The 26,201-nt window shown below is 68.5% G+C and carries 23 protein-coding genes; 10 read left to right on the plus strand and 13 right to left on the minus strand.

What is annotated here, in order from left to right:
* Positions 1 to 4: 4 nt before the first annotated feature.
* The 4 genes from rbfA to nusA form a co-directional block, all read right to left on the minus strand.
* Positions 5 to 442, minus strand: a complete 438-nt coding sequence (gene rbfA, locus AB0N61_RS07515) for a 30S ribosome-binding factor RbfA (RefSeq protein WP_167944645.1) — start codon at positions 440 to 442, stop codon at positions 5 to 7.
* 71 nt (positions 443 to 513) lie between these two features.
* A complete protein-coding gene (infB, locus tag AB0N61_RS07520) occupies positions 514 to 3,303 on the minus strand; it encodes a translation initiation factor IF-2 (protein WP_363362839.1) in 2,790 nt (929 codons plus the stop codon).
* A 95-nt stretch (positions 3,304 to 3,398) separates the two neighbouring features.
* Positions 3,399 to 3,653, minus strand: coding sequence for a YlxR family protein (locus AB0N61_RS07525; RefSeq protein WP_167944649.1), 255 nt, complete (start codon positions 3,651 to 3,653; stop codon positions 3,399 to 3,401).
* Between the two features lie 59 nt (positions 3,654 to 3,712).
* Positions 3,713 to 4,696: a transcription termination factor NusA gene (nusA, locus tag AB0N61_RS07530; protein ID WP_167944651.1), complete on the minus strand. Its 984-nt coding sequence runs from the start codon at positions 4,694 to 4,696 to the stop codon at positions 3,713 to 3,715.
* A 65-nt stretch (positions 4,697 to 4,761) separates the two neighbouring features.
* Between nusA and AB0N61_RS07535 the strand changes: the two genes are divergently transcribed.
* On the plus strand, positions 4,762 to 6,183 hold the full coding sequence (locus AB0N61_RS07535; protein ID WP_363362841.1) for an NAD(P)/FAD-dependent oxidoreductase: 1,422 nt from the start codon (positions 4,762 to 4,764) through the stop codon (positions 6,181 to 6,183).
* Here the strand turns inward: AB0N61_RS07535 and AB0N61_RS07540 are convergent.
* Positions 6,152 to 7,192, minus strand: a complete 1,041-nt coding sequence (locus tag AB0N61_RS07540; protein WP_363362843.1) for a TIGR00730 family Rossman fold protein — start codon at positions 7,190 to 7,192, stop codon at positions 6,152 to 6,154. The two genes, AB0N61_RS07535 and AB0N61_RS07540, sit on opposite strands and share 32 nt — an antisense overlap.
* Before the next feature lie 124 nt (positions 7,193 to 7,316).
* Here AB0N61_RS07540 and AB0N61_RS07545 point away from each other — a divergent pair, with 124 nt between their 5' ends.
* Positions 7,317 to 7,820: a pyridoxamine 5'-phosphate oxidase family protein gene (locus tag AB0N61_RS07545; RefSeq protein WP_363362845.1), complete on the plus strand. Its 504-nt coding sequence runs from the start codon at positions 7,317 to 7,319 to the stop codon at positions 7,818 to 7,820.
* Between the two features lie 65 nt (positions 7,821 to 7,885).
* Here the strand turns inward: AB0N61_RS07545 and AB0N61_RS07550 are convergent, their stop codons facing one another.
* Both AB0N61_RS07550 and AB0N61_RS07555 read right to left on the minus strand, forming a co-directional pair.
* A complete protein-coding gene (locus AB0N61_RS07550; RefSeq protein ID WP_363362846.1) occupies positions 7,886 to 9,643 on the minus strand; it encodes a proline--tRNA ligase in 1,758 nt (585 codons plus the stop codon).
* Positions 9,644 to 9,686: 43 nt separating this feature from the next.
* Entirely contained in the window at positions 9,687 to 10,457 is a 771-nt protein-coding gene (locus AB0N61_RS07555; RefSeq protein WP_167944662.1) for an isocitrate lyase/phosphoenolpyruvate mutase family protein, read from the minus strand.
* A 158-nt stretch (positions 10,458 to 10,615) separates the two neighbouring features.
* Between AB0N61_RS07555 and AB0N61_RS07560 the strand changes: the two genes are divergently transcribed.
* Positions 10,616 to 12,031 carry an RNB domain-containing ribonuclease gene (locus tag AB0N61_RS07560; RefSeq protein ID WP_363362849.1) on the plus strand — a complete coding sequence of 472 codons (1,416 nt, stop codon included), beginning with the start codon at positions 10,616 to 10,618 and terminating at the stop codon, positions 12,029 to 12,031.
* A gap of 70 nt (positions 12,032 to 12,101) precedes the next feature.
* Entirely contained in the window at positions 12,102 to 12,794 is a 693-nt protein-coding gene (locus AB0N61_RS07565) for a nucleotidyltransferase domain-containing protein (protein WP_363362851.1), read from the plus strand.
* 7 nt (positions 12,795 to 12,801) lie between these two features.
* On the opposite strand, the gene AB0N61_RS07570 is transcribed toward AB0N61_RS07565, so the two are convergent.
* The gene (locus tag AB0N61_RS07570; protein ID WP_363362852.1) at positions 12,802 to 13,668 is read right to left on the minus strand and encodes a hypothetical protein; all 867 of its coding nucleotides are present in this window, start codon (positions 13,666 to 13,668) and stop codon (positions 12,802 to 12,804) included.
* Positions 13,669 to 13,753: 85 nt separating this feature from the next.
* On the minus strand, positions 13,754 to 14,884 hold the full coding sequence (gene ispG, locus AB0N61_RS07575) for a flavodoxin-dependent (E)-4-hydroxy-3-methylbut-2-enyl-diphosphate synthase (RefSeq protein WP_167944670.1): 1,131 nt from the start codon (positions 14,882 to 14,884) through the stop codon (positions 13,754 to 13,756).
* A 252-nt stretch (positions 14,885 to 15,136) separates the two neighbouring features.
* Here ispG and AB0N61_RS07580 point away from each other — a divergent pair, with 252 nt between their 5' ends.
* Complete coding sequence (locus AB0N61_RS07580) at positions 15,137 to 17,020, plus strand: chorismate-binding protein (protein ID WP_363362854.1); 1,884 nt, start codon at positions 15,137 to 15,139, stop codon at positions 17,018 to 17,020.
* 43 nt (positions 17,021 to 17,063) lie between these two features.
* Here the strand turns inward: AB0N61_RS07580 and AB0N61_RS07585 are convergent, their stop codons facing one another.
* Positions 17,064 to 18,380 (minus strand): site-2 protease family protein, encoded by a 1,317-nt coding sequence (locus AB0N61_RS07585; protein WP_363362856.1) that lies wholly within the window; start codon positions 18,378 to 18,380, stop codon positions 17,064 to 17,066.
* Between the two features lie 82 nt (positions 18,381 to 18,462).
* Here AB0N61_RS07585 and AB0N61_RS07590 point away from each other — a divergent pair, with 82 nt between their 5' ends.
* The 3 genes from AB0N61_RS07590 (at position 18,463) to AB0N61_RS07600 (ending at position 21,521) form a co-directional block, all read left to right on the plus strand.
* Positions 18,463 to 19,035, plus strand: a complete 573-nt coding sequence (locus AB0N61_RS07590; RefSeq protein WP_363362858.1) for a hypothetical protein — start codon at positions 18,463 to 18,465, stop codon at positions 19,033 to 19,035.
* Positions 19,036 to 19,122: 87 nt separating this feature from the next.
* Positions 19,123 to 19,809, plus strand: a complete 687-nt coding sequence (locus AB0N61_RS07595; RefSeq protein ID WP_363362860.1) for a YcnI family protein — start codon at positions 19,123 to 19,125, stop codon at positions 19,807 to 19,809.
* An 89-nt stretch (positions 19,810 to 19,898) separates the two neighbouring features.
* Positions 19,899 to 21,521, plus strand: coding sequence for a UDP-N-acetylmuramoyl-L-alanyl-D-glutamate--2,6-diaminopimelate ligase (locus AB0N61_RS07600; RefSeq protein WP_363362862.1), 1,623 nt, complete (start codon positions 19,899 to 19,901; stop codon positions 21,519 to 21,521).
* Positions 21,522 to 21,602: 81 nt separating this feature from the next.
* On the opposite strand, the gene dxr is transcribed toward AB0N61_RS07600, so the two are convergent.
* Together dxr and AB0N61_RS07610 are read right to left on the minus strand one after the other, a co-directional pair.
* Positions 21,603 to 22,685 (minus strand): 1-deoxy-D-xylulose-5-phosphate reductoisomerase, encoded by a 1,083-nt coding sequence (dxr, locus tag AB0N61_RS07605; protein ID WP_363362864.1) that lies wholly within the window; start codon positions 22,683 to 22,685, stop codon positions 21,603 to 21,605.
* Between the two features lie 36 nt (positions 22,686 to 22,721).
* Complete coding sequence (locus tag AB0N61_RS07610) at positions 22,722 to 23,711, minus strand: FKBP-type peptidyl-prolyl cis-trans isomerase (protein WP_363362866.1); 990 nt, start codon at positions 23,709 to 23,711, stop codon at positions 22,722 to 22,724.
* Between the two features lie 123 nt (positions 23,712 to 23,834).
* Between AB0N61_RS07610 and AB0N61_RS07615 the strand changes: the two genes are divergently transcribed.
* Positions 23,835 to 24,614, plus strand: coding sequence for a lysophospholipid acyltransferase family protein (locus AB0N61_RS07615; protein ID WP_167944687.1), 780 nt, complete (start codon positions 23,835 to 23,837; stop codon positions 24,612 to 24,614).
* Between the two features lie 12 nt (positions 24,615 to 24,626).
* On the opposite strand, the gene AB0N61_RS07620 is transcribed toward AB0N61_RS07615, so the two are convergent.
* Positions 24,627 to 25,121, minus strand: coding sequence for an OsmC family protein (locus AB0N61_RS07620; protein ID WP_363362868.1), 495 nt, complete (start codon positions 25,119 to 25,121; stop codon positions 24,627 to 24,629).
* Between the two features lie 81 nt (positions 25,122 to 25,202).
* Between AB0N61_RS07620 and AB0N61_RS07625 the strand changes: the two genes are divergently transcribed.
* Positions 25,203 to 26,198, plus strand: coding sequence for an asparaginase (locus AB0N61_RS07625; RefSeq protein WP_363362870.1), 996 nt, complete (start codon positions 25,203 to 25,205; stop codon positions 26,196 to 26,198).
* Positions 26,199 to 26,201: the final 3 nt, after the last annotated feature.

Genomic DNA, 26,201 nt, shown 5'->3' on the forward strand with positions numbered 1-26,201 from the left:
ATATTCAGGCCTGCGTGTCGTCGTCGTCTTCCTGACGCAGATACGGGTCCGCCTCACCGGCGTGCGATGCGGAGGAGGCGAGCTTCGCCACTTCGGCGTCGCGCTGCTGTGCTTCACGCAGCAGCGCCGAGATGTGATCGGCGTTCTCGGGCAACGCGTCGGGGATGAACTCGAGCGTCGGAACCAGGCGGGTGCTCAGCTGCTTGCCGACCTCGCTGCGGAGCATTCCGGTCGCGGACGTCAGCGCCGCCCCGCTGGAGAGACGCTCCTCCTCGGTGCCCAGCACCGTGTAGAACACGGAGGCGTGCTGCAGGTCTCCGCTCACGCGGACATCGGTGATGGTCACGAATCCGAGACGCGGATCGCGCAGCCCCTTCTCGAGTCGCTCCGCCAGGATCACACGAATGCGATCGGCCAGACGTGCCTGTCGTTCACCAGCCATTGCTCTCTCCCTCTACGTACCCTTCGGGCGAGGGTGCATGACGCACCCTCGCCCGAAGATATCGAACTCGATCAGCCGCGAGGCTTCTCGACCAGCTCCGTGGTCTCGATCTCGTCGCCGACCTGGATGTCGTTGAACTTGCCGAGGCCGATACCGGCCTCGTAGTCCGTGCGGACTTCGGTGACGTCGTCCTTGAAGCGACGCAGCGACTCGATGGCGAGGCCATCGGCGAGCACCACGCCGTCGCGGATGACACGAGCCTTGGCGTTTCGCGTGATCGTTCCCGAACGCACGATGACACCGGCGATGTTGCCGAACTTCGAGGAGCGGAACACCTCGCGGATCTCGGCCACACCCGACTGGACCTCTTCGTACTCCGGCTTGAGCATGCCCTTGAGCGAGCTCTCGATCTCGTCGATCGCGTTGTAGATCACCGAGTAGAACCGGATGTCCACGCCTTCACGCTGGGCGCGTTCGCGCGCCTTCGTGTCGGGGCGGACGTTGAAGCCCACGATGATCGCGTTGTCGATCGTCGCGAGGTTGACGTCGGACTCCGTGATCGCACCGACACCGCGGTGGATGATGCGCAGCTGCACCGAATCGTCGACCTCGATCTTGAGAAGCGACTCCTCGAGCGCCTCGACGGCACCGGAGACATCACCCTTGATGATGAGGTTGAGCGACTCGACCTTGCCCTCTTCGAGCGCACGGGTGAAGTCCTCGAGCGAGATACGCTTGCGGGCCTTGGCCAGCTGGGCGTTGCGCTCGACCGCTTCACGCTTCTCCGCGATCTGACGCGCCATGCGGTCTTCTTCGGTCACGATGAAGACGTCGCCGGCACGCGGCACGGAGTTGAGACCCTGCACCTGGACCGGACGCGAGGGGTAGGCCTCGAGGACCTGCTCGCCGTTCTCATCGGCCATCGCACGCACACGGCCATAGGCCGTTCCCGCGACGATAGCGTCACCGACGCGAAGCGTTCCGGACTGGATCAGCACCGTGGCGACCGAACCGCGACCCTTGTCGAGCTTCGCCTCGATGGCGACACCGCGAGCGGCCTTGTTCGGGTTGGCGGTCAGGTCGAGGCCCGCGTCAGCCGTGAGCAGCACCGCGTCCAGGAGCTCCTGGATTCCGGTGCCCGCGCGGGCCGAGACGTCGACGAACATGACGTCTCCGCCGTACTCCTCAGCGACCAAGCCGTACTCGGTGAGCTGCTGACGGACCTTGGCCGGGTTGGCGTCGGGCTTGTCGACCTTGTTCACCGCGACCACGATCGGCACGTCGGCCGCCTGGGCGTGGTTGAGCGCCTCGACCGTCTGCGGCATGATGCCGTCATCGGCCGCGACCACGAGGATCGCGAGGTCGGTGACCTGCGCACCACGGGCACGCATGGCGGTGAACGCCTCGTGACCGGGGGTGTCGATGAAGGTGATGGCACGCTCGATGCCCTCGTGCTCCGTCCACACCTGGTACGCACCGATGTGCTGGGTGATGCCTCCGGCCTCGCCCTCGATGACGTTGGTCTGGCGGATGGCGTCGAGCAGACGGGTCTTACCATGGTCGACGTGACCCATGACGGTGACCACCGGGGGACGGATCTCGAGGTCGTCCTCGCTCTCCGCCTCCAGCTCGGCCTCGAGGTCGAGACCGAAGCCCTCGAGGAGCTCCTTGTCCTCGTCCTCGGGCGAGACCATCTGGATCTTGTAGCCGAGCTCCTCGCCCAGGACCTCGAACGTCGCCTCGTCCAGCGACTCGGTGGCCGTGGCCATCTCGCCGAGGTTGAAGAGGATCGTCACGAGGGTTCCGGGCTGCACCGTGTAACCGGTCAGCGTCTCGATCTTATCGGCGAAGTCCGCGATGGACGCACCGCGGCGCATGCGGATGATCTCCCCGTTGCCGCGGGTGACGTTGACGCCACCGACGACCGGAGCGCTCCGCATCTCGAATTCCTGCCGCTTCGCCCGCCGCGACTTGCGCTGCTTGCTCTTGCCGCCGCCCTTGCCGAAGGCACCTGCGGTACCTCCACCGGGGCCACGACCGCGACCGCCACCGCCGCCGGGGCGACCTGCGAAGCCACCACCGGGACGAGCGCCGGGACCTGCACCAGGTCCACCGGCACCGCCGGGACGACCGGGGCCACCCGGACGCTGCTGGAACGGCGCACCACCGGGACGACCACCCTGTCCGCCGCGCGGGGCGCCGGGACGGGGGGAACCGGGACGAGGTGCACCCGGACGCGGGGCGCCGGGACGCGGAGCCTGCGGACGCGGGATGTTGCCGGGCGTCGGCCGCTGGCCCATGCCCTGGGCCGAGGCGAAGGGGTTGTTGCCGGGTCGGGGACCGTTGGGCCGCTGGCCCATGCCCTGAGCCGACGAGAACGGGTTGTTGCCCGGGCGCGGGGCGCCGGGCTTGGGTGCGCCGCCGTCAGCGGGCTTGGGAGCCGCGCCGTCTGAGGGCTTGGGTGCTGCGGGTGCGGGTGCAGCCGGGGCAGCGGCCTCTGCCGGAGCGGCGGGTGCCGGAGCAGCAGGCGCCTCGGGCGCGGGCGCGGGCTTGGGCCCGGGCTTCGGTCCCGGGGTCGGCGCGCCGGCGCCGGGCTTCGCGGCACCGGGCTTCGCAGCGCCGGGCTTCGCCGCACCGGGCTTCGCCGCACCGGGCTTCGCTGCGGCGGGCGCCGCATCCGCGGAACCCTTCAGCGAGGCATCCGACTCGATGGCAGCGCGAAGCTTGCGCGCCACCGGCGGTTCGATGGTCGAAGAGGGGCTCTTGACGAACTCTCCGAGTTCCTTGAGCTTCGCAAGTGCGATCTTGCTGTCGACGCCGAGTTCAGCGGCGATCTCATGTACGCGTGGTTTACCAGCCACAATTCTCCTGTCTGGGGTCGGTCCACCCAGACAGGGCAGACCACTAGTCGCGGACGGGTCTCATTTCGAGCCGTTCACTTTGTTTCCATAGCCGTTCAGCCTTTGTTTCTTGGTGGGTGCTGTTCGATGATCCGCGTGTCCAGATCGCTGGAGACGCGCAGTGCTCGTCCGAAAGCCCGGCGCCGCAGGGCGGCATCCACGCATTCCGGTGTCGGATGCACCCACGCGCCTCGCCCTGGCAGAACGGCACGCTCATCGATGATGAGGATGTCGTTCTGGGACACCACTCTGAGAAGAGCGGCGCGGGGAGCACGCGTGCGACAGCCGACGCACGTTCGTACGGGTTCCATCTTACACCTGAGTTCCCGTCGGACTCGCGCGGCTGGCGGGAGTCCGACGTGACGAGCGGTCAGTCCAGGACGCTGTCGGGCTGGATGTCGATCTTCGCCCCCGTCAGCTTCGCGGCCAGACGGGCGTTCTGCCCCTCCTTGCCGATCGCGAGCGAGAGCTGATAGTCGGGCACGAGCGCGCGCACGGCCCGGGTGTTGGCGTCGAGGATGAACGAGCTCGTGACCTTGGCGGGCGAGAGGGCGTTCGCGACGAACGCCGCGAGCTCCGGGTCGTGATCGACGATGTCGATCTTCTCGCCGGCCAGCTCCTCGGTGACGGCACGCACGCGACGGCCCATCTCGCCGATGCAGGCGCCCTTCGCGTTGATCGCCGGGTCGTTGGCCCGGACGGCGATCTTGGTGCGGTGGCCGGCCTCGCGGGCCAGCGAGACGATCTCGACGAGTCCTGCGGCGATCTCCGGCACCTCCAGCGCGAACAGCTTGCGCACGAGACCGGGGTGCGTGCGCGACACGGTGATCTGCGGCCCCTTGAGCCCCTTCGCGACGCTGGTCACGTAGACGCGCAGACGCGACCCATGGGTGTACTCCTCACCCGGCACCTGCTCCTCCGGGGGGAGGATCGCCTCGACCGTGCCGAGATCGACGTGGATCATGCGCGGGTTCGGTCCCTGCTGGATCACGCCGGCGACGATGTCGCCTTCCTTGTCCTTGAAATCGCCGAGCACCACGTCATCCGCGATGTCGCGCAGGCGCTGACTGATGACCTGCTTCGCGGCGAATGCGGCGATGCGTCCGAAGTCATCGGGAGTGGCGTCCTCTTCGCCGATGATCGCGCCTTCTTCGTCCTTGACGACCTGCAGCACGGCGACGTGTCCAGTGCGGCGATCCAGTTCCACCCGCACCCCTTCAGGCGTGGCGCCGTCGGCGGAGACGTGCTTGGAGTAGGCGGTCAGGATGGCCTGTTCGATGATCGAGACCAGCTCATCGAAGGGGATCGCCTTCTCCTTCTCGATCCCACGCAGCAGACTCAGTTCGATATCCATGACGGCTCCCTATTCAGCTCTCGTCGCGCGGGTGTGCACGCACGACATCCGTACCACGATACCCTGTGCCCACCGCGCGTCGCCACGACGGCGGCCGCATCGACGCCCTGCCGAGCGCACAGGAGGACTCAGTGACGACGTACGACACCATCGTGATCGGAGCGGGCATGTCGGGCGTGACCGCGGCCCGCATGCTCAGCGACGCGGGAGCCGACGTCCTCGTCCTCGAGGCCCGGGATCGCGTGGGCGGCCGCATGCACACGGACCGTACCGCAGGATTCTCCGTGGACCGCGGCGCGTCGTGGGTGCACGGCATCGACGACTCTCCGCTGTGGGACCTCGTGCAGACGCTCGGCATCCCCACTCTCGAATACACGGTCGGCAGCTTCCAGGCCGGCGGACGACCGATCGAGAACTTCGACGGCGAGGGCAGGCCGATGGATGCCGCGGGCACGTCGCGCTGGGTCGCCGACGTCGATCGGGCCGATCACCTGCTGGCCGAGGAGATCGCGCGGTCCTCCCCCGGCGACACCTACCTCGATGTCACCGAGCGCGCGCTCGACCGCTCCGGGTTCGAGCCCGAGCGCATCGACGAGATCCGCGAGTTCTTCCGACACCGGGTCGAGGAGCAGTGCGGCGCGTGGATCGGGGACCTCGACGCGCACGGTCTCGACGAGGACGCGATCGACGGCGACGAGGTCATCTTCCCGCGCGGCTACGACGAGCTTCCGCGGCGCATCGCGGCCGGTCTCGACATCCGCCTCGGGCACGTCGTCACCCGCGTGGAGCGGACGGCGGCGGGGGTCACCGTGTCGACCGGGAACGCCGAGTTCTCGGCTCGCAGCGCGCTGGTCACCGTGCCTCTCGGCGTGCTCAAGGCGGAGTCCATCGAGTTTATCCCTCCCCTGCCCGAGGCGGTCGCCGGACCGATCGCGCGACTGGGCATGGGGGTGTTCAACAAGGTGTTCGTCCAGTTCCCGGAACGCTTCTGGCACGAGGACAGCTATGTTCTGCGGGCCCTCGGCGAGGCCGGGGAGCACTGGCACTCCTGGTACGACGTCTCAGCGGTCAGCGGGATCCCGACCCTGCTGACCTTCGCCGCCGGCCCGTTCGGACGCCGGATGCAGGAGCTGTCCGACGAAGAGGTCGTGGCGGACGTCGTCGGGGCCCTGCGCGCTCTCTACCCGGATGCCGTCGGCGCACCCGTCGCGCACTGGGTCACACGCTGGGGGCACGACGGGTTCTCGAACGGCTCGTACTCGCATCTCGCCGTCGGATCGACACACCACGACCACGACGAGCTCGCAGGGCCGGTCGACGGAGTGCTGCACTTCGCCGGTGAGGCGACCTGGGGCGATGAGCCGGCGACCGTGGGGGCGGCCTACTACTCGGGGCACCGCGCGGCCGAGCGGATACTCGGTCGGACGATCGATCTGCCCTCCTTCGCAGCCGGAATCATCGCGCGGGAGCAGACTCCAGCGCGTTGATCGCTCCGATCAGGTGGAAGAGGTTCCCGACCTGCCGCTGGTCGAGATGAAGGGCCAGGCGGGGTAGGTGCAGCACATCGTCGTCTGCCACCTCCGGGGACCGCGGAGCGGATCGTTCGATCCGTCCGCTCGCCAGCATCCCGCCGAACCGGTCGTTGAGATCCTCGAGCTCTGCATCCGTCGGCTCGTTACGCAGTCTCAGCACCAGGGAATCCCCCACCCAGCGCAGGGAGTCGTAGTTGCGCCAGAACCCCGCGATCACGGCCGCGGCCGACTCGACCGAGTCGGTGATGACCACGCGATCGAAGTCGCCCTCCGAGATCACGCCTGTCGGTGCCAGATCCTCATCGACGAATCGCTTGAGCCCGTTCCAGAAGGTGCCGCCCGGCTCGTCGAGCAGAACGATCGGCGTCGGCTCGGCTTTCCCGGTCTGCTGGAGCGTCAGCAGCTCGAACATCTCGTCGAGAGTGCCGAATCCGCCGGGAAGGCAGATGAACCCGCTCGACTCCTTGATGAGCATGAGCTTTCGGGTGAAGAAGTACTTCATCGCCACCACATGCTCGCTCGCTGCGATCAAGGTGTTGGCCTTCTCTTCGAACGGCAGTCTGATTGAGACTCCGAGCGAGAGCGCGGGACCGGCACCCTCAGCGGCGGCCTGCATGATTCCCGGTCCGGCGCCCGTGACCACCATCCATCCATCCGCTGCGAGTGCGGCGGCCACGTCGCGGGCCTGGACGTAGAGCGGGTCGTCGTGCAGGGTCCGGGCCGATCCGAAGACCGTGACCTTGGGCACACCCTCGAACGGTGCGAACAGCCGGAAGGCGTCCCGCATCTCGGCGAGGGCCGCGGAGGCGATCTTGAGATCGAGACGATCCGTGCCGTCCTCCCCCAGCAGCACCGCCGTGCGCATCATGCGCATCACCAGTCGGCGATCGGTCTTGACCCCGGCTTCGTCGAGGACGTTGTTGATCTCGGCGCTCAGCGACGCCGACAGCGGTTCGTCGGTCATGTCCTCAGCCTGTCATGAGCGCGTCACGGGCGGGGCACCGCAACGCCGCCGACCGCACCCACCACGCGTACGGCCCGGTGTCAACGCCCGTGCGAATACGGCGGCTCTGCGTCACAGTGCCGGTATGACAGAGATCACTGGACCGGAAGCACTGGCACGCGTGGCCGAGCTCGTCGAGGACATCGACTTCACGATGCTGACGACGACCGACGAAGGCGGCAACCTCGTGAGCAGACCGATGTCGACTCGGCAGATGGACGACGCAGGAGACATCTGGTTCTTCACCGCCGAAGACACGGAGAAGGTCGAGGAGGCGCGGGCTCACCGTCAGGTCGGGCTGTCGTACTGCGATGCGAAGGGAATGCGCTACGTGTCGGTGGCGGGAAACGCATCCGTGGTGCACGACCGCGCGAAGATGGAGGAGCTCTATTCGCCCTCGCTCGACATCTGGTTCGAGGACGGACTCGACACGCCCGGAATCGCTCTCCTGAAGGTGACGCCGACGGTCACCGAGTTCTGGGAACCGTCCAAGGGCAAGATCGCCATGGCGGCGGGAGCGCTCAAGGCGCTCGTGACCAAGGACACCCCCGACGACGACATCATGAACCACGGGCGCATCGTCTGCTGACGGACGGCTCCGAACAGACGAATGCCGCGCACCTGCGAGGTGCGCGGCATTCCGGGTCTGCGACGTCAGCGGCGGGCCAGCTGCGCCACGGCTTCGGCGACGGACACCGCGGTGCGGTCCCCCGTGCGTCGGTCCCACAACTCGACCTGGCCGTCTGCGGCCCCACGGCCGACGATGACGATCTGCGGAACGCCGACGAGCTCCGCGTCACCGAACTTGACTCCCGGCGAGACCTTCGGACGATCGTCGTAGAGCACGTCGAGGCCCGCGGATTCGAGCTGGGCCGACAGATCCGCCGCGACGTCGAACGCCACCTGGTCACGACCGGCGGCCACGACCTGCACGTCGAAGGGTGCGACGGATGCGGGCCAGATGAGCCCCTTGTCGTCGTTGTTCAACTCCGCGATGATCGCGAGGATGCGCGTCACGCCGATGCCGTACGAACCCATCGTGACGGTGACGAGCTTGCCGTTCTCGTTGAGGACCTTCAGGCCGAGCGTCTCGGCGAAGAACCGTCCGAGCTGGAAGACATGACCGATCTCCATGCCGCGCGCGAGTTCCACGGGGCCCGAGCCGTCGGGAGCGGGATCGCCCGCCCTGACGTCCGCGATCTCGACGATGCCGTCGGCGAAGAAGTCCCGCCCCGCGACGACCGAGTGCGCATGCTTCTGGTCGAGGTTGGCGCCGGTGATCCAGCTGGTGCCCTCGCTCACGCGAGGATCCACCAGGTAGCGGATCCCGGTGGCGGACTCGTCGCCGAGCACGGCGCCCGTCGGTGACCACGGGCCGATGTACCCCTTGACCAGCAGCGGGTTCTTCTCGAAGTCCTCGGCCGTGGCCGTCTCGACCTCAGCGGGTGCGAATGCGACCTCTGCACGCTTCTCGTCGACCTCGCGATCACCCGGGATGCCCACGACGACCAGCTCGCGGGTGCCGTCGACGTGGGTCAGCGCCAGCACGACGTTCTTGAGGGTGTCGGCAGCGGTGTACTCGCCCTCCAGGTGCGCGTTCGCGTGCGCCACGAGCGTCTCGATCGTCGGCGTGTTCGGCGAATCGAAGATGACCGGCGCAGCATCCGCGTCAAAGGCGACTGCGGCGGGAACGGCGGTCGAGAAGGCTTCGACGTTCGCGGCGTAGCCACCCGCGCTGCGCACGAACGTGTCTTCGCCGACAGGGGTCGGGTGCAGGAACTCCTCGCTCCGGGCACCGCCCATGAGTCCGTTGTCGGCATTCACGATCACGTACTCGAGGCCGAGCCGCTGGAAGATCCGCTCGTAGGCATCGCGCTGCGCCTGGTAGCTGGCCTCGAGACCCGCATCCGATGCGTCGAAGGAGTATGCGTCCTTCATCGTGAACTCGCGGCCGCGGAGCAGTCCGGCGCGCGGGCGCGCTTCGTCTCGATACTTGTCCTGGATCTGGAAGATCGTGAGAGGCAGATCCTTGTAGGACGAGTAGAGGTCCTTCACGAGGAGCGTGAACATCTCCTCGTGGGTGGGCGCGAGGAGGTAATCAGCGCCCTTGCGGTCCTGCAGGCGGAAGATCCCGTCGCCGTACGATTCCCAGCGACCCGACAGCTCATAGGGCTCTCGCGGGAGCAGCGCCGGAAAGTGCACCTCCTGCGCGCCCGCGTTCGCCATCTCCGCGCGAACGATCGCCTCGATCCTGGCTTTGACCTTGAGCCCGAGTGGCAGCCACGTGAAGACTCCCGGTGCCGCGCGGCGGATGTATCCGGCGCGGATCAGCAGCTTGTGGCTGGTGACCTCTGCATCTGCAGGGTCTTCGCGGAGCGTGCGGAGGAAGAGATTCGAAAGACGAGTGACCACCGGGCAAGTCTACTGACCGGCGGTCACTCGATTTCGCGATGGGTCAGTTGAGAGCGGGCAGGCCGTTGGGGATCACACCGCCGGCGTAGAGACTCGCCGCCAGATCCTGGACCGCGGTGAGCGCGACCCGCTGCGGGAGAGGCCCGTAGGAGATGCGGGCGACGCCGAGCTTCTCGTACTCCGATGCCGCGAGGGTTCCGGGAAGTCCGATGACGCTGAGCTTGCCCTCTCCGAGCCCCTCCACGAGCTGGCGCGTGATGTTGGCGTCGAGCATCCCGGGGACGAAGACCGCCGTGGCGCCGGCGTCGAGGAAAGCCCGGCCACGCTGGATCGCATCGGCGATGCTCTCGGCGACCGGGCGGTGCCCGGCGCGCACGAAGGCGTCGGTGCGGGCGTTCAGGGCGAAGGGAACACCCTCGGCCTCTGCCGCCTTGACGATCGCCTCGACCGCCGCGACGGACTCGTCGAACGGCTTGAGGCGGTCTTCGATGTTCGCTCCCACCACGCCTGCGCCGATCGCGAGGCGCGTGGTCTCTCCGGCGTCGCCGTATCCGTCGTCGAGGTCGGCGGTCACCGGAACGGAGACGGATGCCGCGATGCGGCCGACCATGTCGATCATGATGTCGCGCGTGATGGTGCCATCCTCGAAGCCGAACGACGCGGCGATGCCGTGACCGGCCGTCGCGATGGCCTTGGTCTCCGGAAGCTTCGCGATGGCGCGGGCGGACACGACGTCCCATACGTTCACGACACGGAGGATCTCCGGCGCCTCGTAGAGTCCGAGCAGGGTCTGGGCTTTCGCAGCAGTGGTCATGTCACCACGCTAACGCCCAGCATTCCGGTCCGGGCCGGACGGACACGCGAATCACAGGTTCTCCCCCGCACGACATGCGAGCGCCCGGCTCTCCGTCGCCGCATCGGGCAGGGCGTCGTCGCGCGGCTCCCACGCCCCTGGAGCCATAGTGTGGGGTCATGCCTCAGCGCCGATCCCACGTAGCTCCGTCCGCCGCGCAGACCGAACTCTCCGCGGCGCTCGCAGCTCTGCGAGAGTCTCTGGGCGCTCCCGCAGACTTCCCCGCCACGGTGCTGGCCGAGGCCGCGGCGTCCGATGCCGCCACCCCGGAGCTCGATCTGCGCGACATCCCGTTCGCCACACTCGACCCGCTCGGGTCGCGTGACCTCGACCAGGCCTTCCACCTCGAACGCCGGGGATCCGGATACACCGTTCACTACGCGATCGCCGATGTGCCCGGATTCGTGGGTCCCGGTGGCGCTGTCGACGCAGAGGCCCGCCGGCGAGGCCAGACTCTCTATGCGGCGGATGGCACGGTCCCCTTGCATCCGAAGGTGCTCAGCGAGGATCGGGCGTCGCTGCTGGCAGATGTCGATCGTCCGGCTCTCGTCTGGACCTTCTCGTTGGATTCCGCCGGCGTCGTGGAGGAGTTCCGGCTCGAGCGGGCGCTGATCCGTTCTCGAGCGCAGCTCGACTACGCGAGCACGCAGGCGAGCCTCGATCGGGGCGAAGCGGGCCCGGCCGAGCTGCTGCCGGAGATCGGGGCTCTACGGATCGCTCAGGAGAAGATCCGCGGCGGTGCGAGCCTGAACCTCCCGGACGAAGAGGTCGTGCGAGGCATCGACGGAACCTACTCGATCGAACGCCGGCATCCGCTACCCGTCGAGGAGTGGAACGCTCAGCTGTCCCTGATGACCGGCATGGCGGCCGCGTCGCTGATGATCGAGGCACGCATCGGGATCCTGCGGACGATGCCCCAGCCCGATGATGAGTCCTTCGACGCGTTCCGTCATCAGACCGAGGCGCTCGGCCGTCCGTGGACGACGGGCCGATACGGCGATTATCTGCGTGAACTGGATCGCGAAGACCCCTTGACCCTCCCGATCCTCGAAGCGGCGGCATCGCTCTTCCGCGGCGCAGGGTACGTGACCTTCGACGGCTCGGTGCCGCCCGACGTGGAACAGGCCGCCATCGCGGCGCCATACGCTCACGCCACGGCGCCGCTGCGTCGACTCGTCGATCGCTGGTCGCTCGCGATCTGTCTCGCCGTGTCCGAGGGCCGCGAGGTTCCCGACTGGGTTCGCGAGTCGCTTGCCGAGCTTCCTGCTCTGATGCAGGAGTCCGGGCAGCGTGCCTCGCGACTCGATTCCGCCACGATCAACTGCGTCGAGGCCGCACTGATGTCGCCCCTGGTCGGCGCATCCGTGGATGCGACCGTGATCGAGATGCGCGACGAGCGAGCGACCGTCCAGATCGCCGATCCCGCGGTGACGGGCTCTGCCCCGGTGCCGGCCGACACCGTCGCCGGCTCGATCGTGCGGCTCCGCGTCGAGAGGGTGGACATCACCCGAGGAGAGATCGAGTTCACCCTCTGAGTCGGAGCAAGGAATCGGCGCGGCGACTCGCTGACCCGGGCACCCCTGCGGCGGGCGTTACGCTGGCGGCGTGGACCACCTCGCCATCGCGGAACGATTCGTCGCCGCTCGCTACCCCGGGGCCGACGTCGCGGTCGTGGCGGGGAGCACCGCCCGAGGAGACCGGACGCCGTCGAGCGACATCGACCTGCTTCTCCTCGGGGACGACCTGTTCGCATCCGAGGCGCAGACGAGCGAGGCCTCGACCCACGAGTTCGAGGGTGAGATCTTCGAGGTCTTCGCCTATACCCCCTCGGGTTTCGACGAGTGGGCCGACCGAGGTGTCGCCCAGCACCGCCCGGTGACGGTGCACATGCTCGTCGAGGGCATCGCGATACGCGACGATGGTCGCCTCTCCGCGCTCCGCCGTCGTTGGCGGACGCTGCTCGACGAGGGCCCCTCGCTCAACGCGCAGGAATCCGCCCTCCGTCGCTACGTCATCACCGACGTGCTCGACGACCTCCGGGACGCGACGGACCCACTCGAACAGCGGGTCGAGGCCGCCATCCTGTTCGAGAGGATCGCGGAGCTCATGCTTCTCCGCGAGGGACACTGGATCGCGACGGGCAAATGGTTGCCGCGGCGGCTCCGCGACCTCAGCCGTGAGCGGGCCGAGCTGCTGAGCACCCCTCTGCTCGCTGAGGACTACGTCGGCTTCGCAGCCGCGGTCGACGACGAACTCGACCGCGCAGGTGGCCGGGTGCAGAGCGGCTTCGTGCGCTGAGCAGGGCTCACGCTGCAGGCACCGCCCGCGTGGTCATGACGAGCAGCTGCGGATCCGTCAGATCGAGGGTCACGGAGATCGAGACGAACTCGGCGAGGGACGCCGCGTGCGTGCCGCCGCAGAGGATCTCCGCCGTGCCCTCCGGAAGCTCGCAGTGCCAGGTACGGCGGTCGACGATCGTCGCACCGTCGGTGACCACTCTGCTCGGCGCGCCCGATGCCACCCATTCGGCCAGCCGCGCGTTGATCGCGGCCTCACGGTCAGCCAGCGTCGCGGCGAACGTCTCGGTGTCGAAGCCTGCCCGGCGCAGGCTCTTGCCCAGCCGGTATTCGTCCACCGCCCCGTCGGCGTGGATGCGGCTGGACTGATTCGCCTTGCCCTCGAAGTTCGGATTGCCCAGGGCATCCGCTCCCGGATCCTTGCGCCAGAGGTCGGCGAGCGCCAGGTCGAGCGACAGCGATGCGAGGTGGCAGGCGGTGTGTCCGCGACTGAGGCCGGCCCGCCGGGACGAATCCACCGACAGTTCCACGCGCGCCCCTTCGATCAGCCAGGACGGGGCTTCCCCCTCGAGCGGGTGGCCGACGAGCCAGGTCCACCCCTCAGCGCCGCGCTTGACCGGGATGTCCGCGCCGACGGCGAATTCACCCTCATCAGAGGTGGCCGCCATCACCGCCTCGGAGACGCGGACCGCCGACCCGTCGAGCGTGATCTCACCGCTGTCACCCGGCTGATCGGGCCACGTGTGATCGACGGGGTGGAAAGGCGTGGCGTCGGCGACGACGACGGTCCCCGCGGCTGTGGACTCGACCCGGGTGACGGTGCTCGATCCCGAGACATCGCCACCGGCGAACGACACGACGGTCGACGAGGACATGGGGCTCCTTGAGATGTTCATGACGATCGCCGTCTCTCCTCGGAGGGGAAGCGCGACCGTGTCGATCGGAGGGACTGCTCAGAGGTCAGACCGTGACGACCTGGGCGGTGCCGAGGGGCGCCTCGGGCCCCATCTCGGCAGCGATCCTGTTGGCCTCTTCGATCAGCGTCGCGACGATGTCCGCTTCGGGAACGGTCTTGATGACCTCGCCCTTGACGAAGATCTGTCCCTTGCCGTTGCCGGATGCGACACCGAGATCGGCCTCGCGAGCCTCGCCGGGCCCGTTCACGACGCATCCCATGACCGCGACGCGCAGCGGCACGGTCATGTCCTTCAGCCCCTCGGTGACGTTCTCGGCGAGGGTGTACACATCGACCTGAGCACGCCCGCACGACGGGCAGGAGACGATCTCGAGCTTGCGCTCGCGGAGGTTCAGCGACTGCAGGATCTGATGCCCGACCTTGACCTCTTCGGCAGGCGGAGCGGACAGGGACACGCGGATGGTGTCTCCGATGCCCTCTCCGAGCAGGATTCCGAACGCCGTGGCGCTCTTGATGGTTCCCTGGAAGGCGGGACCCGCCTCGGTCACACCGAGGTGCAGCGGCCAGTCGCCCCGCTCGGCGAGCTGGCGGTATGCCTTGACCATGACGATCGGGTCGTTGTGCTTGACCGAGATCTTGAAGTCGTGGAAGTCGTGCTCCTCGAACAGCGATGCCTCCCAGACGGCGCTCTCGACGAGCGCCTCCGCCGTGGCCTTGCCGTACTTGGCGAGGATGCGGCGGTCGAGCGAACCGGCGTTGACGCCGATGCGCAGCGAGACGCCTGCGGCCTTGGCAGCCTCGGCGATCTTGCCGACGTTGCCGTCGAACTCGCGGATGTTGCCGGGGTTCACTCGCACGGCGCCACAGCCCGCGTCGATCGCGGTGTAGATGTAGCGCGGCTGGAAGTGGATGTCGGCGATGACCGGGATCTGGCTCTTCATGGCGATGATCTTCAGCGCGTCCGCGTCGTCCTGGTGGGGCACCGCGACACGGACGATCTCGCATCCGGATGCGGTCAGCTCGGCGATCTGCTGGAGCGTCGCGTTGATGTCCGTCGTCTTCGTCGTCGTCATGGACTGCACGGTGACGGGGGCGTCGCCGCCCACGAGCACCTTGCCCACCTTGATCTGGCGAGACTTGCGGCGCGGGGCGAGGACTTCGGGGATCTTCGGCATCCCAAGATTCACGGCTGGCACAACTCCCAGCCTACGCCGCCTGGATGCACGCGGGCTGGACGCCGGGCGGTGCGCATCTCGCGTCATGCGGCCGATCCGGGACGCGTCGGTGTGATAGTTTTCAGCCCATGCTCGCGAACTTCACCTGGTGGCCCGCCTCTTAGGCGGTGTGTTCGCGTTCCCACGAATCCAGACCGCCTCCGGGGCGGTCTTTTCGTTGAGCCGAGCCGGAGCCACGCACAGGAGACACCGATGACCCTCTCACGTCTTGCCGAGCTCACAGCAGATCCGTCTGCGTCTTTCGTGCTGATAGCGCGCGATGGCGCCGACACCGTCGAACTGCTCACGGGCGAGGTCGTCGACGTCGACCTGCTCGCTGACATCCCGCTCACGATCGACGGAGCTCCGCGGGAGATCTTCGCCATGGTCCCGTACCGTCAGGTGCGCGAACGCGGGTTCGTCGCCCAGGACGACGGCGCGCCACTGCGCTGCATCGTCGTCGACGAGCACCTGCACCTCCCGGCGCCTGAGCTGGTCTCGGCGCTGCCGTCCGCCCCGGTCCCGCTGCGTGAGGGCGGCTTCGACATCGCCGACGACGAATACGCTGCGATCGTCGAGACCGTGATCGCCGACGAGATCGGCCGCGGTGAAGGCGCGAACTTCGTGATCCGTCGCGACTTCACCGCCGAGATCGATGTCGACGACCGCACCGCGGCCCTCACCTGGTTCCGCGCCCTGCTGACGCACGAACGCGGCGCGTACTGGACGTTCGCGGTCGTGACGCCCGGCCACATCGCCGTCGGAGCGAGCCCGGAAGCGCACGTCGTCGCGCGAGGCGGCGTCGTCACCATGAACCCGATCTCGGGCACCTTCCGCCACCCGGCCGGCGGTGCGACTCGCGAGACGCTGGTCGACTTCCTCTCTTCCACCAAAGAGACCGAGGAGCTCTTCATGGTGGTCGACGAAGAGCTCAAGATGATGAGCGCGGTCTGCTCCGACGGCGGGCGCATCACCGGACCGCATCTGAAGGAGATGTCGCGCCTCACCCACACCGAGTACATGCTCCGCGGGCGCAGCACTCTGGACCCCCGCGACATCCTCCGCGAGACGATGTTCGCGCCGACCGTGACCGGCTCTCCGATGCAGAACGCGTGCGCGGTGATCCATCGCCACGAGAGCAAGCCGCGCGGCTACTATTCCGGCGTCGCCGCCCTGTTCACTCCGAACGTCGACGGAGGGCACGACCTCGATGCACCGATCCTGATACGAACCGTCTATCTGCAGAACGGCTCGCTCAGCGTCCCGGTGGGTGCGACGCTCGTTCGGCACTCGGATCCGCACGGCGAGGTGTCGGAGACCCACGGCAAGGCCGCCGGCGTCCTCGGTGCCATCGGCGCGATCGACCGAGACCGCGTCGCCGAGGCACGCGACGACGCTGACGCCCCGGGCGAGCCACAGAGCCTCGCCGATGACTCGGCCGTGTCGGATCTTCTCTCGTCACGCAACGCGCGACTCGCGGACTTCTGGTTGAATCCGCAGGGCGACGATCTGACCGGCCCATTCGCAGGCCGGTCGGCGATCGTCGTCGATGCGGAGGACCGCTTCACCACGATGCTGGCGCACCAGCTGCGCCATCTGGGTCTCGATGTCACGATCCGCGCCTGGAGCGATGCCGACGACGCAGAGCTCGATGCCGCAGACCTCGTGGTTGCGGGGCCTGGACCCGGTGATCCCCGTGACGTGGAGAGCGACCGCATCAGCCGACTGCGAGATGTCGTGTCGCGCCGCGTGGATGCCCGGTCGCCCCTTCTCGCGGTGTGCCTGAGCCACCAGATCCTCAGTGATCGTCTCGGCATCGCGCTGACACCCCTCGCCGCGCCGCACCAGGGGCTGCAGAAGTCGGTGCCCGTGTTCGGCGAGGACGCCTCGATCGGCTTCTACAACACCTTCACGGCACGCGTAGCGCCCGGCACGACGTCGGTCGGGGCGGTGGACGTGTCGGCCGACCCGGACTCGGGCGATGTCTACGCGCTTCGCGGCGATCGCTTCGCATCGGTCCAGGGGCACCTGGAATCGATCCTGTCGCGCGACGGCATCCGCACTCTCGAGCGTCTGGTGTCGCACGCGCTCAGCTGATCGGCGACAGGCGCGGTCAGGTCTGCTCTGCGGCGACGGCCGGTCAGCCGCCGAAGAGCTTCACGGGGTTGAACACGTCCGCGAGGAGCAGCACGGCCCCCATCGCGATGAGAAGCGTGGCCACGACGACCGTCAGCGGCACGAGCCTCGTCGCGTCGACGGGAGCGGGCGGCGGACGACGGAAGAGCTTCGCCCAGGCACGTCGGATGCCGTCCCACAGCGCGACCACGACATGGCCGCCGTCGAGCGGCAGCAGCGGGATCAGGTTGAACACGAACAGTGCGACATTCAGCGACCCGAGAAGCCCGAGGAGCACGGAGAACCGATTGAGGACGGGCGCATCGGTCGCCGCGACCTCACCCGCGATGCGCCCGACGCCGACCACGCTCAGCGGGCCGTTCGGGTCTCGCTCCGAACCGGTGACCAGCGAGACGCCCACGTCCCAGATCCGAACGGGAAGTGTCACGATCATCGACCCCACCCGGGCGACGGTGTCGGCGGCCATCTGCGGTCCGGCGGAGAGCGGCTGCTGCACGAAACCCATCTGCGCGGCCATGCCGACATAGCCGACCTCTCGCACGACGGGTTGCCCGTCATCGCCGATGACCGGCTGGCCGCTCGCATCCGTGATGGTGCGCTCCGCCTCGATGGGGGTGATGCTCAGCGTCTCCTCGGCGCCGCCCCGCAGCACCACCAGCTCGAGGGTATCCCCCGGAGCCGCCTGCACGATGGCGGTCGCCTGCGCGAACGTCGACACGGGCTGCCCGTCCACGGACACCAGGACGTCACCCGGCCGGACCCCGGCTTCTGCCGCGGGCGTGGCAGGGTCGTCCGGCGCGCATTCGGTCGCCGACGACCCCGCGGGGAGGACGCACTCGTTGACCGAGGCGATCGTGGTGGTTCCCTGCTGCACGCCGATCCCCGAGACGAGCACGGTGAAGATGACGACCGCGAGGAGCAGATTCATCAGCGGGCCACCGAGCATCACGACGACGCGCTTCCACACGGGGAGCCGGTAGAAGACGCGATCCTCGGCGCCCTCCGCGATCGTCTCGTCGTTGGCCGAGCGCGCGTCCTGCACGAGAGCGCGGAAGACGCCCTTGGCGGGACCGGAGGTCGTGGATGCCGGATACATCCCCGACATCGAGATGAAGCCGCCGAGCGGAAGCAGCTTGAACCCGTACTCGGTCTCGCCGATCCGCTTGGACCAGATCCGTGGGCCGAAGCCGATCATGTACTGACCGACGCGCACGCCGAACAGCTTGGCCGGCACGAGGTGACCGACCTCGTGCAGACCGATCGACAGACCGAGGCCGATCAGCATGAACACGATGCCGGCCAGATAGAGCAGTGCTTCCACTCCCCCAAGCTAGTGCTCGACGCCTAGGAATCAGCCCCGAGAGCTGCACGGCGCGACGGCGCGGCACGGATAGGCTGGTCTCGTGACCTCCCGCCAGCTGCGACTTCTGCGCGCAGCGACGGCATCCGGCGCCGCCACGCTCATCGCCGCCGCGTCACACACCACCGCGGGCGGAGCCGCCCCGCATCCGCTCCTCGTGCTCGCTGTCGCCACGCTCCTCGTCCCGCTCGCCGCACTGCTCATCGGCGCCCGTGTGTCTCGTGCACGAACCGCCCTGACCGTGGTGATGAGCCAGGGGCTCTTCCACCTGGTGTTCCAGCTGCTCGGCACGCCGACCGGAACGATGGCACCGTCGGGGCATCAGCACCACCTCGATCTCGCAGCGCTGGGCCCCGTGGTCACCGCGACCGCCCCGGACCTGCTCATGATCGTGGGACACGTCATCGCCGCGCTGCTCACCACGGCTCTCGTGTGCCACGGCGAATCGTCGGTGCGGGCGATCGCACGATGGGTGCACGCTCGCCTGCGCAACGCGGTCGCGGTGTTCCGGCCTCTGGCCGAGCATCCTGTGCTCCCCGTGTTCTCGATCCGCGCACCCGACGAGGATCATCTCGCGGCTTCCGTGTCGCGCCGCGGACCTCCTGCACTCGCCTGATCTCGCATCGCCTTCCCGAGGCGTTTCCCTTCCCGCGGATGACGCGCACACCGTCGCGCCCGCAGATCAGCACACAGGAGTATCACCATGCGTTCCACCACCACCCGCCGCACCGTCACCGCCGGACTCATCGGAGGTGCGATTCTCGCTCTCGCCATCCCGACGATGGCCAGTGCGCACGTCAGCGTCAGCCCGGACGAGCTGATCGCCGGAGATCACGGCGTTCTGACCTTCTCGTTCGCCCACGGCTGCGAGAACTCTCCGACCACCTCGCTGAAGGTCTCCATGCCGGAGGGGCTCGCATCGGTCGCGCCCACCGCGGACAGCGACTGGACGATCGATATCGAGAAGGGCGATGACGGGCTCGTCAGCGCTGTCACCTACACCGCCGTCACACCGGTGCCCAACGAGCTGCGCGGCGCGGTCAGCATGGCGGTCGGCCTCGACGAGGACGCACCCGCGTCTCTCGCGTTCCCGGTGATCCAGACATGCGTCGACGGCAGCACCGAGTGGACTCAGCTCGCCGACGACGGCGAGGACCCGCACAGCCTCGATGCGCCTGCGCCCGTGGTCGAGGTCGCCGCGGCGTCTGCCGACGGACACGGCGAGCATGACTCTGCGGAGGATGCCGAGGACGCGGACTCCGCGGGGGCCGACGCGGCCGACGACGAGGCACCGTCGAACGCGGTCGGAACCGCGCTCGGCGCCGGCGGGCTCGTCGCCGGCCTCGCCGCGCTCGTGGTCTCGGTACTGGCGTACCGCCGCGCGGCGTGACGAACCGGCACGTCTCCCCGGTCGCATGCGGCCGGGGAGACGTGCCGCACCCGGTCATCTCGCCGCGAGCGTGAGAACATGGAAGCGACATGTCGATTGAACAACAACCGAGCCTGCCTCCCGTGCTCCGCCCCGCGAATCCGCCCCGGCGTGAGCTGTCCGAACTCGCCTCTCGATTCGCCCGAGACGTCCGCGGCGAGGTGACCGGAGTCACCCTGTCCGGCATCACCCTCGCCACCGCCGATCTCCGCCCCGGCGAGGCGTTCGTCGCGATCCGAGGCGTGAACCGCCATGGCGCCGATTTCGCGGTCACCGCCGCCGAGAAGGGCGCCGTCGCGATCATCACCGATGAGGACGGCGCCGAGATCGCCGAACCGGCGGGGCTGCCTGTGCTCGTGGTGGACGACCCGCGGGCGGTTCTCGGTGCGCTCAGCGCCTGGGTCTACGGCACGGGAGCAGGCGCGCCGCTCCCGTTGCTGTTCGCGACGACCGGCACGAACGGCAAGACGAGCGTCTCGCACCTTCTCGAGGGCATCCTCGACCAGCTCGGCGTGGTCACCGGGCTCTCGTCGACCGCCGAACGGCACATCGCCGGCGAGGTGATCGTCTCGAGACTCACCACTCCCGAGGCCTCCGAGATGCATGCGCTCCTCGCCCTGATGCGCGAGCGCGACGTCGAAGCCGTGGCCGTCGAGGTCAGCGCACAGGCGCTCTCGCGCCACCGGGTCGACGGCATCCGCTTCGATGTCGCCGGCTTCACGAACCTCAGCCACGACCACCTCGATGACTATGCCGACATGGAGGAGTACTTCGAGGCGAAGCTGGCCCTCTTCCGCCCGGATCGCGCGACCCGTGCAGTGGTGTGCCTCGATTCGCCGTCAGGGGCCACCGTCGTCCAGCGCTCGGAGATCCCCGTGGTCACCGTCGGCACGCCCTCGATCGCCGCCGATCCCGACGCCGCGGCCCGCGCCGACTGGGTCGTCGTGATCGACGATGAGCGCGCAACCGGCACGACCTTCACCCTGACCGGTCCGGCAGGATCTCTCACCACGACGGTTCCCGTGATCGGTCCGCACATGGCCGCGAACGCGGCGCTCGCGATCGTGATGCTGCTCGAGGGCGGCTACGAATGGGACCGCATCGCCACGGCTCTGGAGCGCGACGGCGGGATCCTCGCGCACCTCCCCGGACGCACCCAGCTCGTGTCCGGCGACACCGGCCCCGTCGTGTTCGTGGACTTCGGACACTCCCCGGACGCGTTCGAGAAGACTCTCGCGGCAGTCCGCCGTGTGACCCCGGGCAAGGTGCTCATGCTCTTCGGCGCCGACGGCGACCGCGATGCCAGCAAGCGCTACGACATGGCCCGCACGGCGGTCGAGGGCAGCGACATCCTCGTCATCACGGACCATCATCCCCGCTTCGAAGACCCGGACTCGATCAGGGCCACACTCGTGGCCGGTGCACGAGCCGCGCGCCCCGACGCACAGATCCATGAGTACTCGCCGCCCGAGACGGCGATCGTCGCAGCCGTGGGCTTGGTCGGAGAAGGCGATTCGATCCTGTGGGCAGGCCCCGGTCATCAGGACTATCGCGACATCCGGGGCGTCCGGACGCCGTATTCGGCCCGTGAGCTGGCGCGCCGTGCACTGCGAGCAGCCGGATGGCCCGTGCCCGACTCGCACTGGCCCGTCCCCTACCCTGGCGAGGACTGACCCGGGCGCGGATGCCGGCGATGGCATCCGCTCGCTGATCGACCGAGTGGACCCGGCGGGATGCTGCCGCGGACCGCTCGGTCAGGCCCGGGCGATGAGCTGATCGGCCTTGCGACGCGCCCACTCCTCCGCGTCGGCCAGCGACTCGACCGTGAGCGTCTGCGGCGGCTCGTGGGCATCGACGACCCGAGAGATCGTGTCGACGATCCCGAGGAACGGCAGACGCCCGTCGTGGAAGGCATCGACCGCCTGCTCGTTGGCCGCGTTGTAGACCGCGGGGAAGGTCGCACCCGCACGGCCGACGGCCTTGGCGAGGTCGACCGCCGGGAAGGCATCGTCGTCGAGCGGCTCGAAGGTCCATGAGGTCGCGCGAGTCCAGTCGAGGGGTTGTCCGACGCCGCCCACACGGCTCGGCCAGTCGAGCCCCAGCGAGATGGGCAGGCGCATGTCCGGCGGAGATGCCTGCGCGATCGTCGAACCGTCGATGAACTCGACCATCGAGTGCACGATCGACTGCGGATGGACCACGACCTCGATGTCGTCGTAGGCGACGTCGAACAGCAGGTGCGCCTCGATCACCTCCAGGCCCTTGTTCACGAGCGTCGCCGAGTTCGTCGTGACCATGCGTCCCATGTCCCAGGTCGGGTGCGCGAGAGCCTCCTGCGGCGTGACGTCGAGCATCTGGTCTCGCGTACGGCCGCGGAACGGACCGCCGGACGCGGTCACGACCAGGCGTCGCACCTCGGCATGGGTGCCGCTTTGCAGCGCTTGCGCGAGAGCCGAGTGCTCGGAGTCGACGGGGACGATCTGATCGGGGGCGGCTGCCGCGCGAACCAGTTCGCCCCCGACGACGAGAGACTCCTTGTTGGCGAGAGCAAGCGTTCTGCCGGCCTTCAGCGCCGCCAGGGTTGCGCCGAGTCCGATCGACCCGGTGATCGCATTGAGGACCACGTCAGCCTCGACGTCACGCACGAGCTGCTCGGCCTCGGCTGCGCCCAGCGCGGTGCTCTCGACGCCGAATGCCGCAGCCTGCTCAGCGAGCATCTCGGCATTGGTTCCGGCCGCGAGCCCGACGAGTTCGAAGCGACGAGGATTCGCGCGGATGACGTCGAGCGCCTGGGTGCCGATGGAACCGGTGGAGCCGAGGACGATGATACGACGCATGCCGCCAGCCTATGGCAAGCCCCCGACTCCGCCGTCTTACGGAGCCTGCTCGATCGGCGTGGTCGCGAGGATGTCCACGACGAAGACGAGCGTCTCACCGGTCAGATCGGTGTCGTTGAGCTCGCCCTCGCCGTAGCCGTCCTTGGGAGGCATGGTGACGATGACCTGCGAGCCGACCTTCTGGCCCTCGAGTGCCATCTTGAAGCCCGTGACGACACCGCTGGTCTGGAACTGCGACGGTGCGGCATCCCGGCTCCAGCTGGAGTCGAACTCCGAGCCGTCCGACCACTTCACACCGCGGTACTGCACAGTGACCAGATCTCCCGCGCCCACGACGGCGCCGTCGCCCTGCTTGAGGACGGCCACCTCGGTCTCGGTGGGAGCCTCGGAATCCGGGAGGGTGATCGTCGGCGAGCCGGCGTCATCCAGCTCGACGGTCGGCATGCCTTCGGGCGCGTCGACCTCAGAGCCGGATGCGGTCGTGGGGAGCTGCTCGATCGTCTCGACGTAGAGGACGCTCGGGTTCATGCCCTCCTGCGCGGCGGGGAGCGTCAGGACGACGCTGGAACCGATCGGGAGGCATTCTGCCGCGACCGTGAAGACCGTGGACTGGGTGGGGTCGACGATCTGCTGCGGCTGCTGCGCGGCGAGCAGAGCCGACAGCACACCGTCAGGACCGCGTTCCGAGGTGCTGAGCACCTCGTTGGTCGTGGCATCGATGAGCTGGTAGCGCAGAGACACGAGGTCACCGGGCATGACGTCTTCACCGTCACCCTCGACCACGACCGAACGCTGGGCCTCGGCGAGGTCGGTGCCCTCCGGAACCGTGACCTTGGCCTCCGCGCCGGAGCCTTCGACCGTCACAGCGTCGGAGCCCGCGCCGGACGCGAGGTCCGCGAGGCAGGACGTCTCGGCGGAAGGGGCGGGCGTACCTGTGGACTCGGGCGTCGAGTCTCCGGAGCACCCGGCCAGGAGAAGGGTCGCCGCGGCGACGGTGGACAGGACGATGAGCGGACGCTTGCGCACAGTTGAACCTCAGGATCGCGGGCGGGACACCCCATCATCTCGCACACCCCTTTGCTGATGCTGGGAGGCGCGCTCGGGCGCTTCATTCCCACGGGGGCATGATTGCCGGGGTAATCTGCTCTGATGACGTCAGAGCAGTCCGTGGAGCCCGAAACTTCGCCCGCAGAGACTGAGAAGCCTCGACACGCCGGCTTCGCCTACGCACTCGGTCGCAGCCTGATCACCCCACTCGCGCGCACGATCTACCGGCCCCGCATCGAGGGCAGGGAGAACGTCCCCCAGGACGGCCCGGTCATCTTCGCGAGCAATCACCTGTCGTTCATCGACTCGATCGCGATCCCCGTGGCGGCGCCGAGACCCGTGCACTTCCTCGCGAAGTCCAGCTATTTCGAGGGCCCCGGATTCAAGGGCTGGCTCAGTAAGACGTTCTTCGAGTCCATCGGAGCGATCTCGGTCCGCCGCGGAGCGGGAAAGGCTGCGCTCGACGCCCTCGACGTGCAGCGACAGCTTCTCGACGAGGGACTCGCCGTCGCCCTGTACCCCGAAGGCACGCGCTCGACGGACGGACGACTCTACAAGGGGCGCACCGGAGTGGCGTTCCTCGCTCTGCAGACCGGTGCACCCGTCGTTCCGGTCGGCCTCATCGGCACCGACAAGGTGATGCCGGTCGGCGCCAAGATGCCGACTCTGAAGGAGCGCATCACCGTGCGCTTCGGCGAGCCTCTCGACCTGTCGCCTCACGGACCCGCGACGAGCGGTCGCGCCCGGAGACTCGCGACGGACGAGATCATGGCGGCGATCCACGCCCTGTCCGGGCAGGAGCTCGCCGACGCCTACAACGAGGCGCCCGCTCAGGGCACGATCGAGAAGATCAAGCAGGCCCTCCCCCACGAACGCCGCTGACGACGTCGCCGCTCAGCTCTGCTGCGCTCGGACCGACGCGTCGTGCCGCACCGGGAAGTTCATCGAGTTCGCGATGAAGCACCAGGCGTTCGCCTGCGCGTGCGCACGTTCGGCCGCATCGATCATCGAGGCGTCCGCGACGACGACCTCGGGGCGAAGCATCACCTCGACGAACGCGCCGCCGCCACGCCCGTCCTCGCGCATCATGCCCGAGGCCGTGTCACGGTAAGAGACGACGACGACGCCCGCAGTGACGCAGGCGTGCAGGTACGAGAGCAGGTGGCACTCCGACAACGAGGCGAGGAGCAGGTCCTCGGGATTCCACCGCGACGGATCGCCCCGGAACGGCTTGTCGGCTGATGCGAGGATCTCGGGCTTGCCGTCGACTTCGAGCGTCACGTCACGCCGATACTCGCGGTAGCCGCTGGTGCCGGTGCCGGAGTTCCCGGTCCAGGTCGAGGTGAGTGAGTAATGGTGCTCGCCGAGCGGCGCGAGTCGATCTGCCATATCGACAGTCTGCCACCCGGAGGGTGCCGGGTGATGGGCGGGGTGGCGCGTCGCGCACCCGACCGACGATATCCTGGGGAGGTGCTGGAGACTCTCACCGTTCAAGATGCCGTGGAACTCGCCGTCGTCGAACGCAGCGGGTTCATCGAGTCCCGTCACGCGGGCGCTGCTGTGGTTCTCTCACCCGACGGCGACATCGTCGCTCGATACGGCAACGCCGACGCCCTGATCCTTCCGCGCTCGAGCCTCAAGCCTCTGCAGGCCGTGGCGTGCATCACTGCGGGCGCCGCTCTCGAGGGCGAGCAGCTCGCCATGTCGACCGCGAGCCACAGCGGCACGGATCGCCACGCCTCCGTGGTTCGCGACGTGCTCACCGAGGGCGGCCTCACGGAGGATCACCTGGGCTGCCCACCGGCGTGGCCGGGCGACACCGCAGCCCGCGACGAGCTCGTGCGCGAACATGGTGCGCAGACGCGCATCCGCATGAACTGCTCGGGCAAGCACGCGGCCATGCTCCGCGCCTGCGTCGCGACGGGCTGGCCCACCGACAGCTACCTGGACCCCGCACACCCGCTTCAGTTGCACATTCGCGAGGTGATCGAGCGGCTCACCGGCGAGAAGGTCGCCCACACGGCGATCGACGGCTGCGGTGCTCCGGTCTACGCGATCACGCTGACCGGCCTCGCCCGGTCGATACACCGGATCGGCACCGCGTCAGACCGCTCTCCGTTCGCGCTGCACCGCGTCGCCGGGTCGCTGGTGCGCGCCGTGCGCGAGCACCCGTGGACGATCGATGGCCCCGGCCGTCCCGACACCATCGCGATCGAGACCCTCGGCGTGTTCGCGAAGGGCGGCGCCGAAGGTGTCATGGTCATGGTCGCCCCGAACGGGACGACCGTCGCCCTGAAGATGCTCGACGGCGGCGCCCGCGCATCGACCGTCGTGGCTGCGACTCTGCTCGCGCGCGCAGGTGCTCTCACTGATGCGGACGTGGCGACACTCGCCGCGGCACTGCCCCTCGAGGTGCTCGGCGGCGGGGCGCCTGTCGGCATCATCCGTCCCGGCAACGCCATCTGACCT

It is taken from the genome of Microbacterium sp. NPDC089320 (assembly GCF_040684875.1).
Taxonomy (GTDB): Bacteria; Actinomycetota; Actinomycetes; order Actinomycetales; family Microbacteriaceae; genus Microbacterium.

Excerpts from the sequence above, each read along its gene's own strand:
- rbfA (WP_167944645.1), bottom strand. The coding sequence starts at position 442 with ATGGCTGGTGAACGACAGGCACGTCTGGCCGATCGCATTCGTGTGATC.
- AB0N61_RS07525 (WP_167944649.1), bottom strand. The coding sequence starts at position 3,653 with ATGGAACCCGTACGAACGTGCGTCGGCTGTCGCACGCGTGCTCCCCGC.
- nusA (WP_167944651.1), bottom strand. The coding sequence starts at position 4,696 with ATGGATATCGAACTGAGTCTGCTGCGTGGGATCGAGAAGGAGAAGGCG.
- AB0N61_RS07540 (WP_363362843.1), bottom strand. The coding sequence starts at position 7,192 with ATGACCGACGAACCGCTGTCGGCGTCGCTGAGCGCCGAGATCAACAAC.
- AB0N61_RS07545 (WP_363362845.1), top strand. The coding sequence starts at position 7,317 with ATGACAGAGATCACTGGACCGGAAGCACTGGCACGCGTGGCCGAGCTC.
- AB0N61_RS07555 (WP_167944662.1), bottom strand. The coding sequence starts at position 10,457 with ATGACCACTGCTGCGAAAGCCCAGACCCTGCTCGGACTCTACGAGGCG.
- AB0N61_RS07560 (WP_363362849.1), top strand. The coding sequence starts at position 10,616 with ATGCCTCAGCGCCGATCCCACGTAGCTCCGTCCGCCGCGCAGACCGAA.
- AB0N61_RS07570 (WP_363362852.1), bottom strand. The coding sequence starts at position 13,668 with ATGTCCTCGTCGACCGTCGTGTCGTTCGCCGGTGGCGATGTCTCGGGA.
- ispG (WP_167944670.1), bottom strand. The coding sequence starts at position 14,884 with ATGCCGAAGATCCCCGAAGTCCTCGCCCCGCGCCGCAAGTCTCGCCAG.
- AB0N61_RS07580 (WP_363362854.1), top strand. The coding sequence starts at position 15,137 with ATGACCCTCTCACGTCTTGCCGAGCTCACAGCAGATCCGTCTGCGTCT.
- AB0N61_RS07595 (WP_363362860.1), top strand. The coding sequence starts at position 19,123 with ATGCGTTCCACCACCACCCGCCGCACCGTCACCGCCGGACTCATCGGA.
- AB0N61_RS07600 (WP_363362862.1), top strand. The coding sequence starts at position 19,899 with ATGTCGATTGAACAACAACCGAGCCTGCCTCCCGTGCTCCGCCCCGCG.
- dxr (WP_363362864.1), bottom strand. The coding sequence starts at position 22,685 with ATGCGTCGTATCATCGTCCTCGGCTCCACCGGTTCCATCGGCACCCAG.
- AB0N61_RS07615 (WP_167944687.1), top strand. The coding sequence starts at position 23,835 with ATGACGTCAGAGCAGTCCGTGGAGCCCGAAACTTCGCCCGCAGAGACT.
- AB0N61_RS07620 (WP_363362868.1), bottom strand. The coding sequence starts at position 25,121 with ATGGCAGATCGACTCGCGCCGCTCGGCGAGCACCATTACTCACTCACC.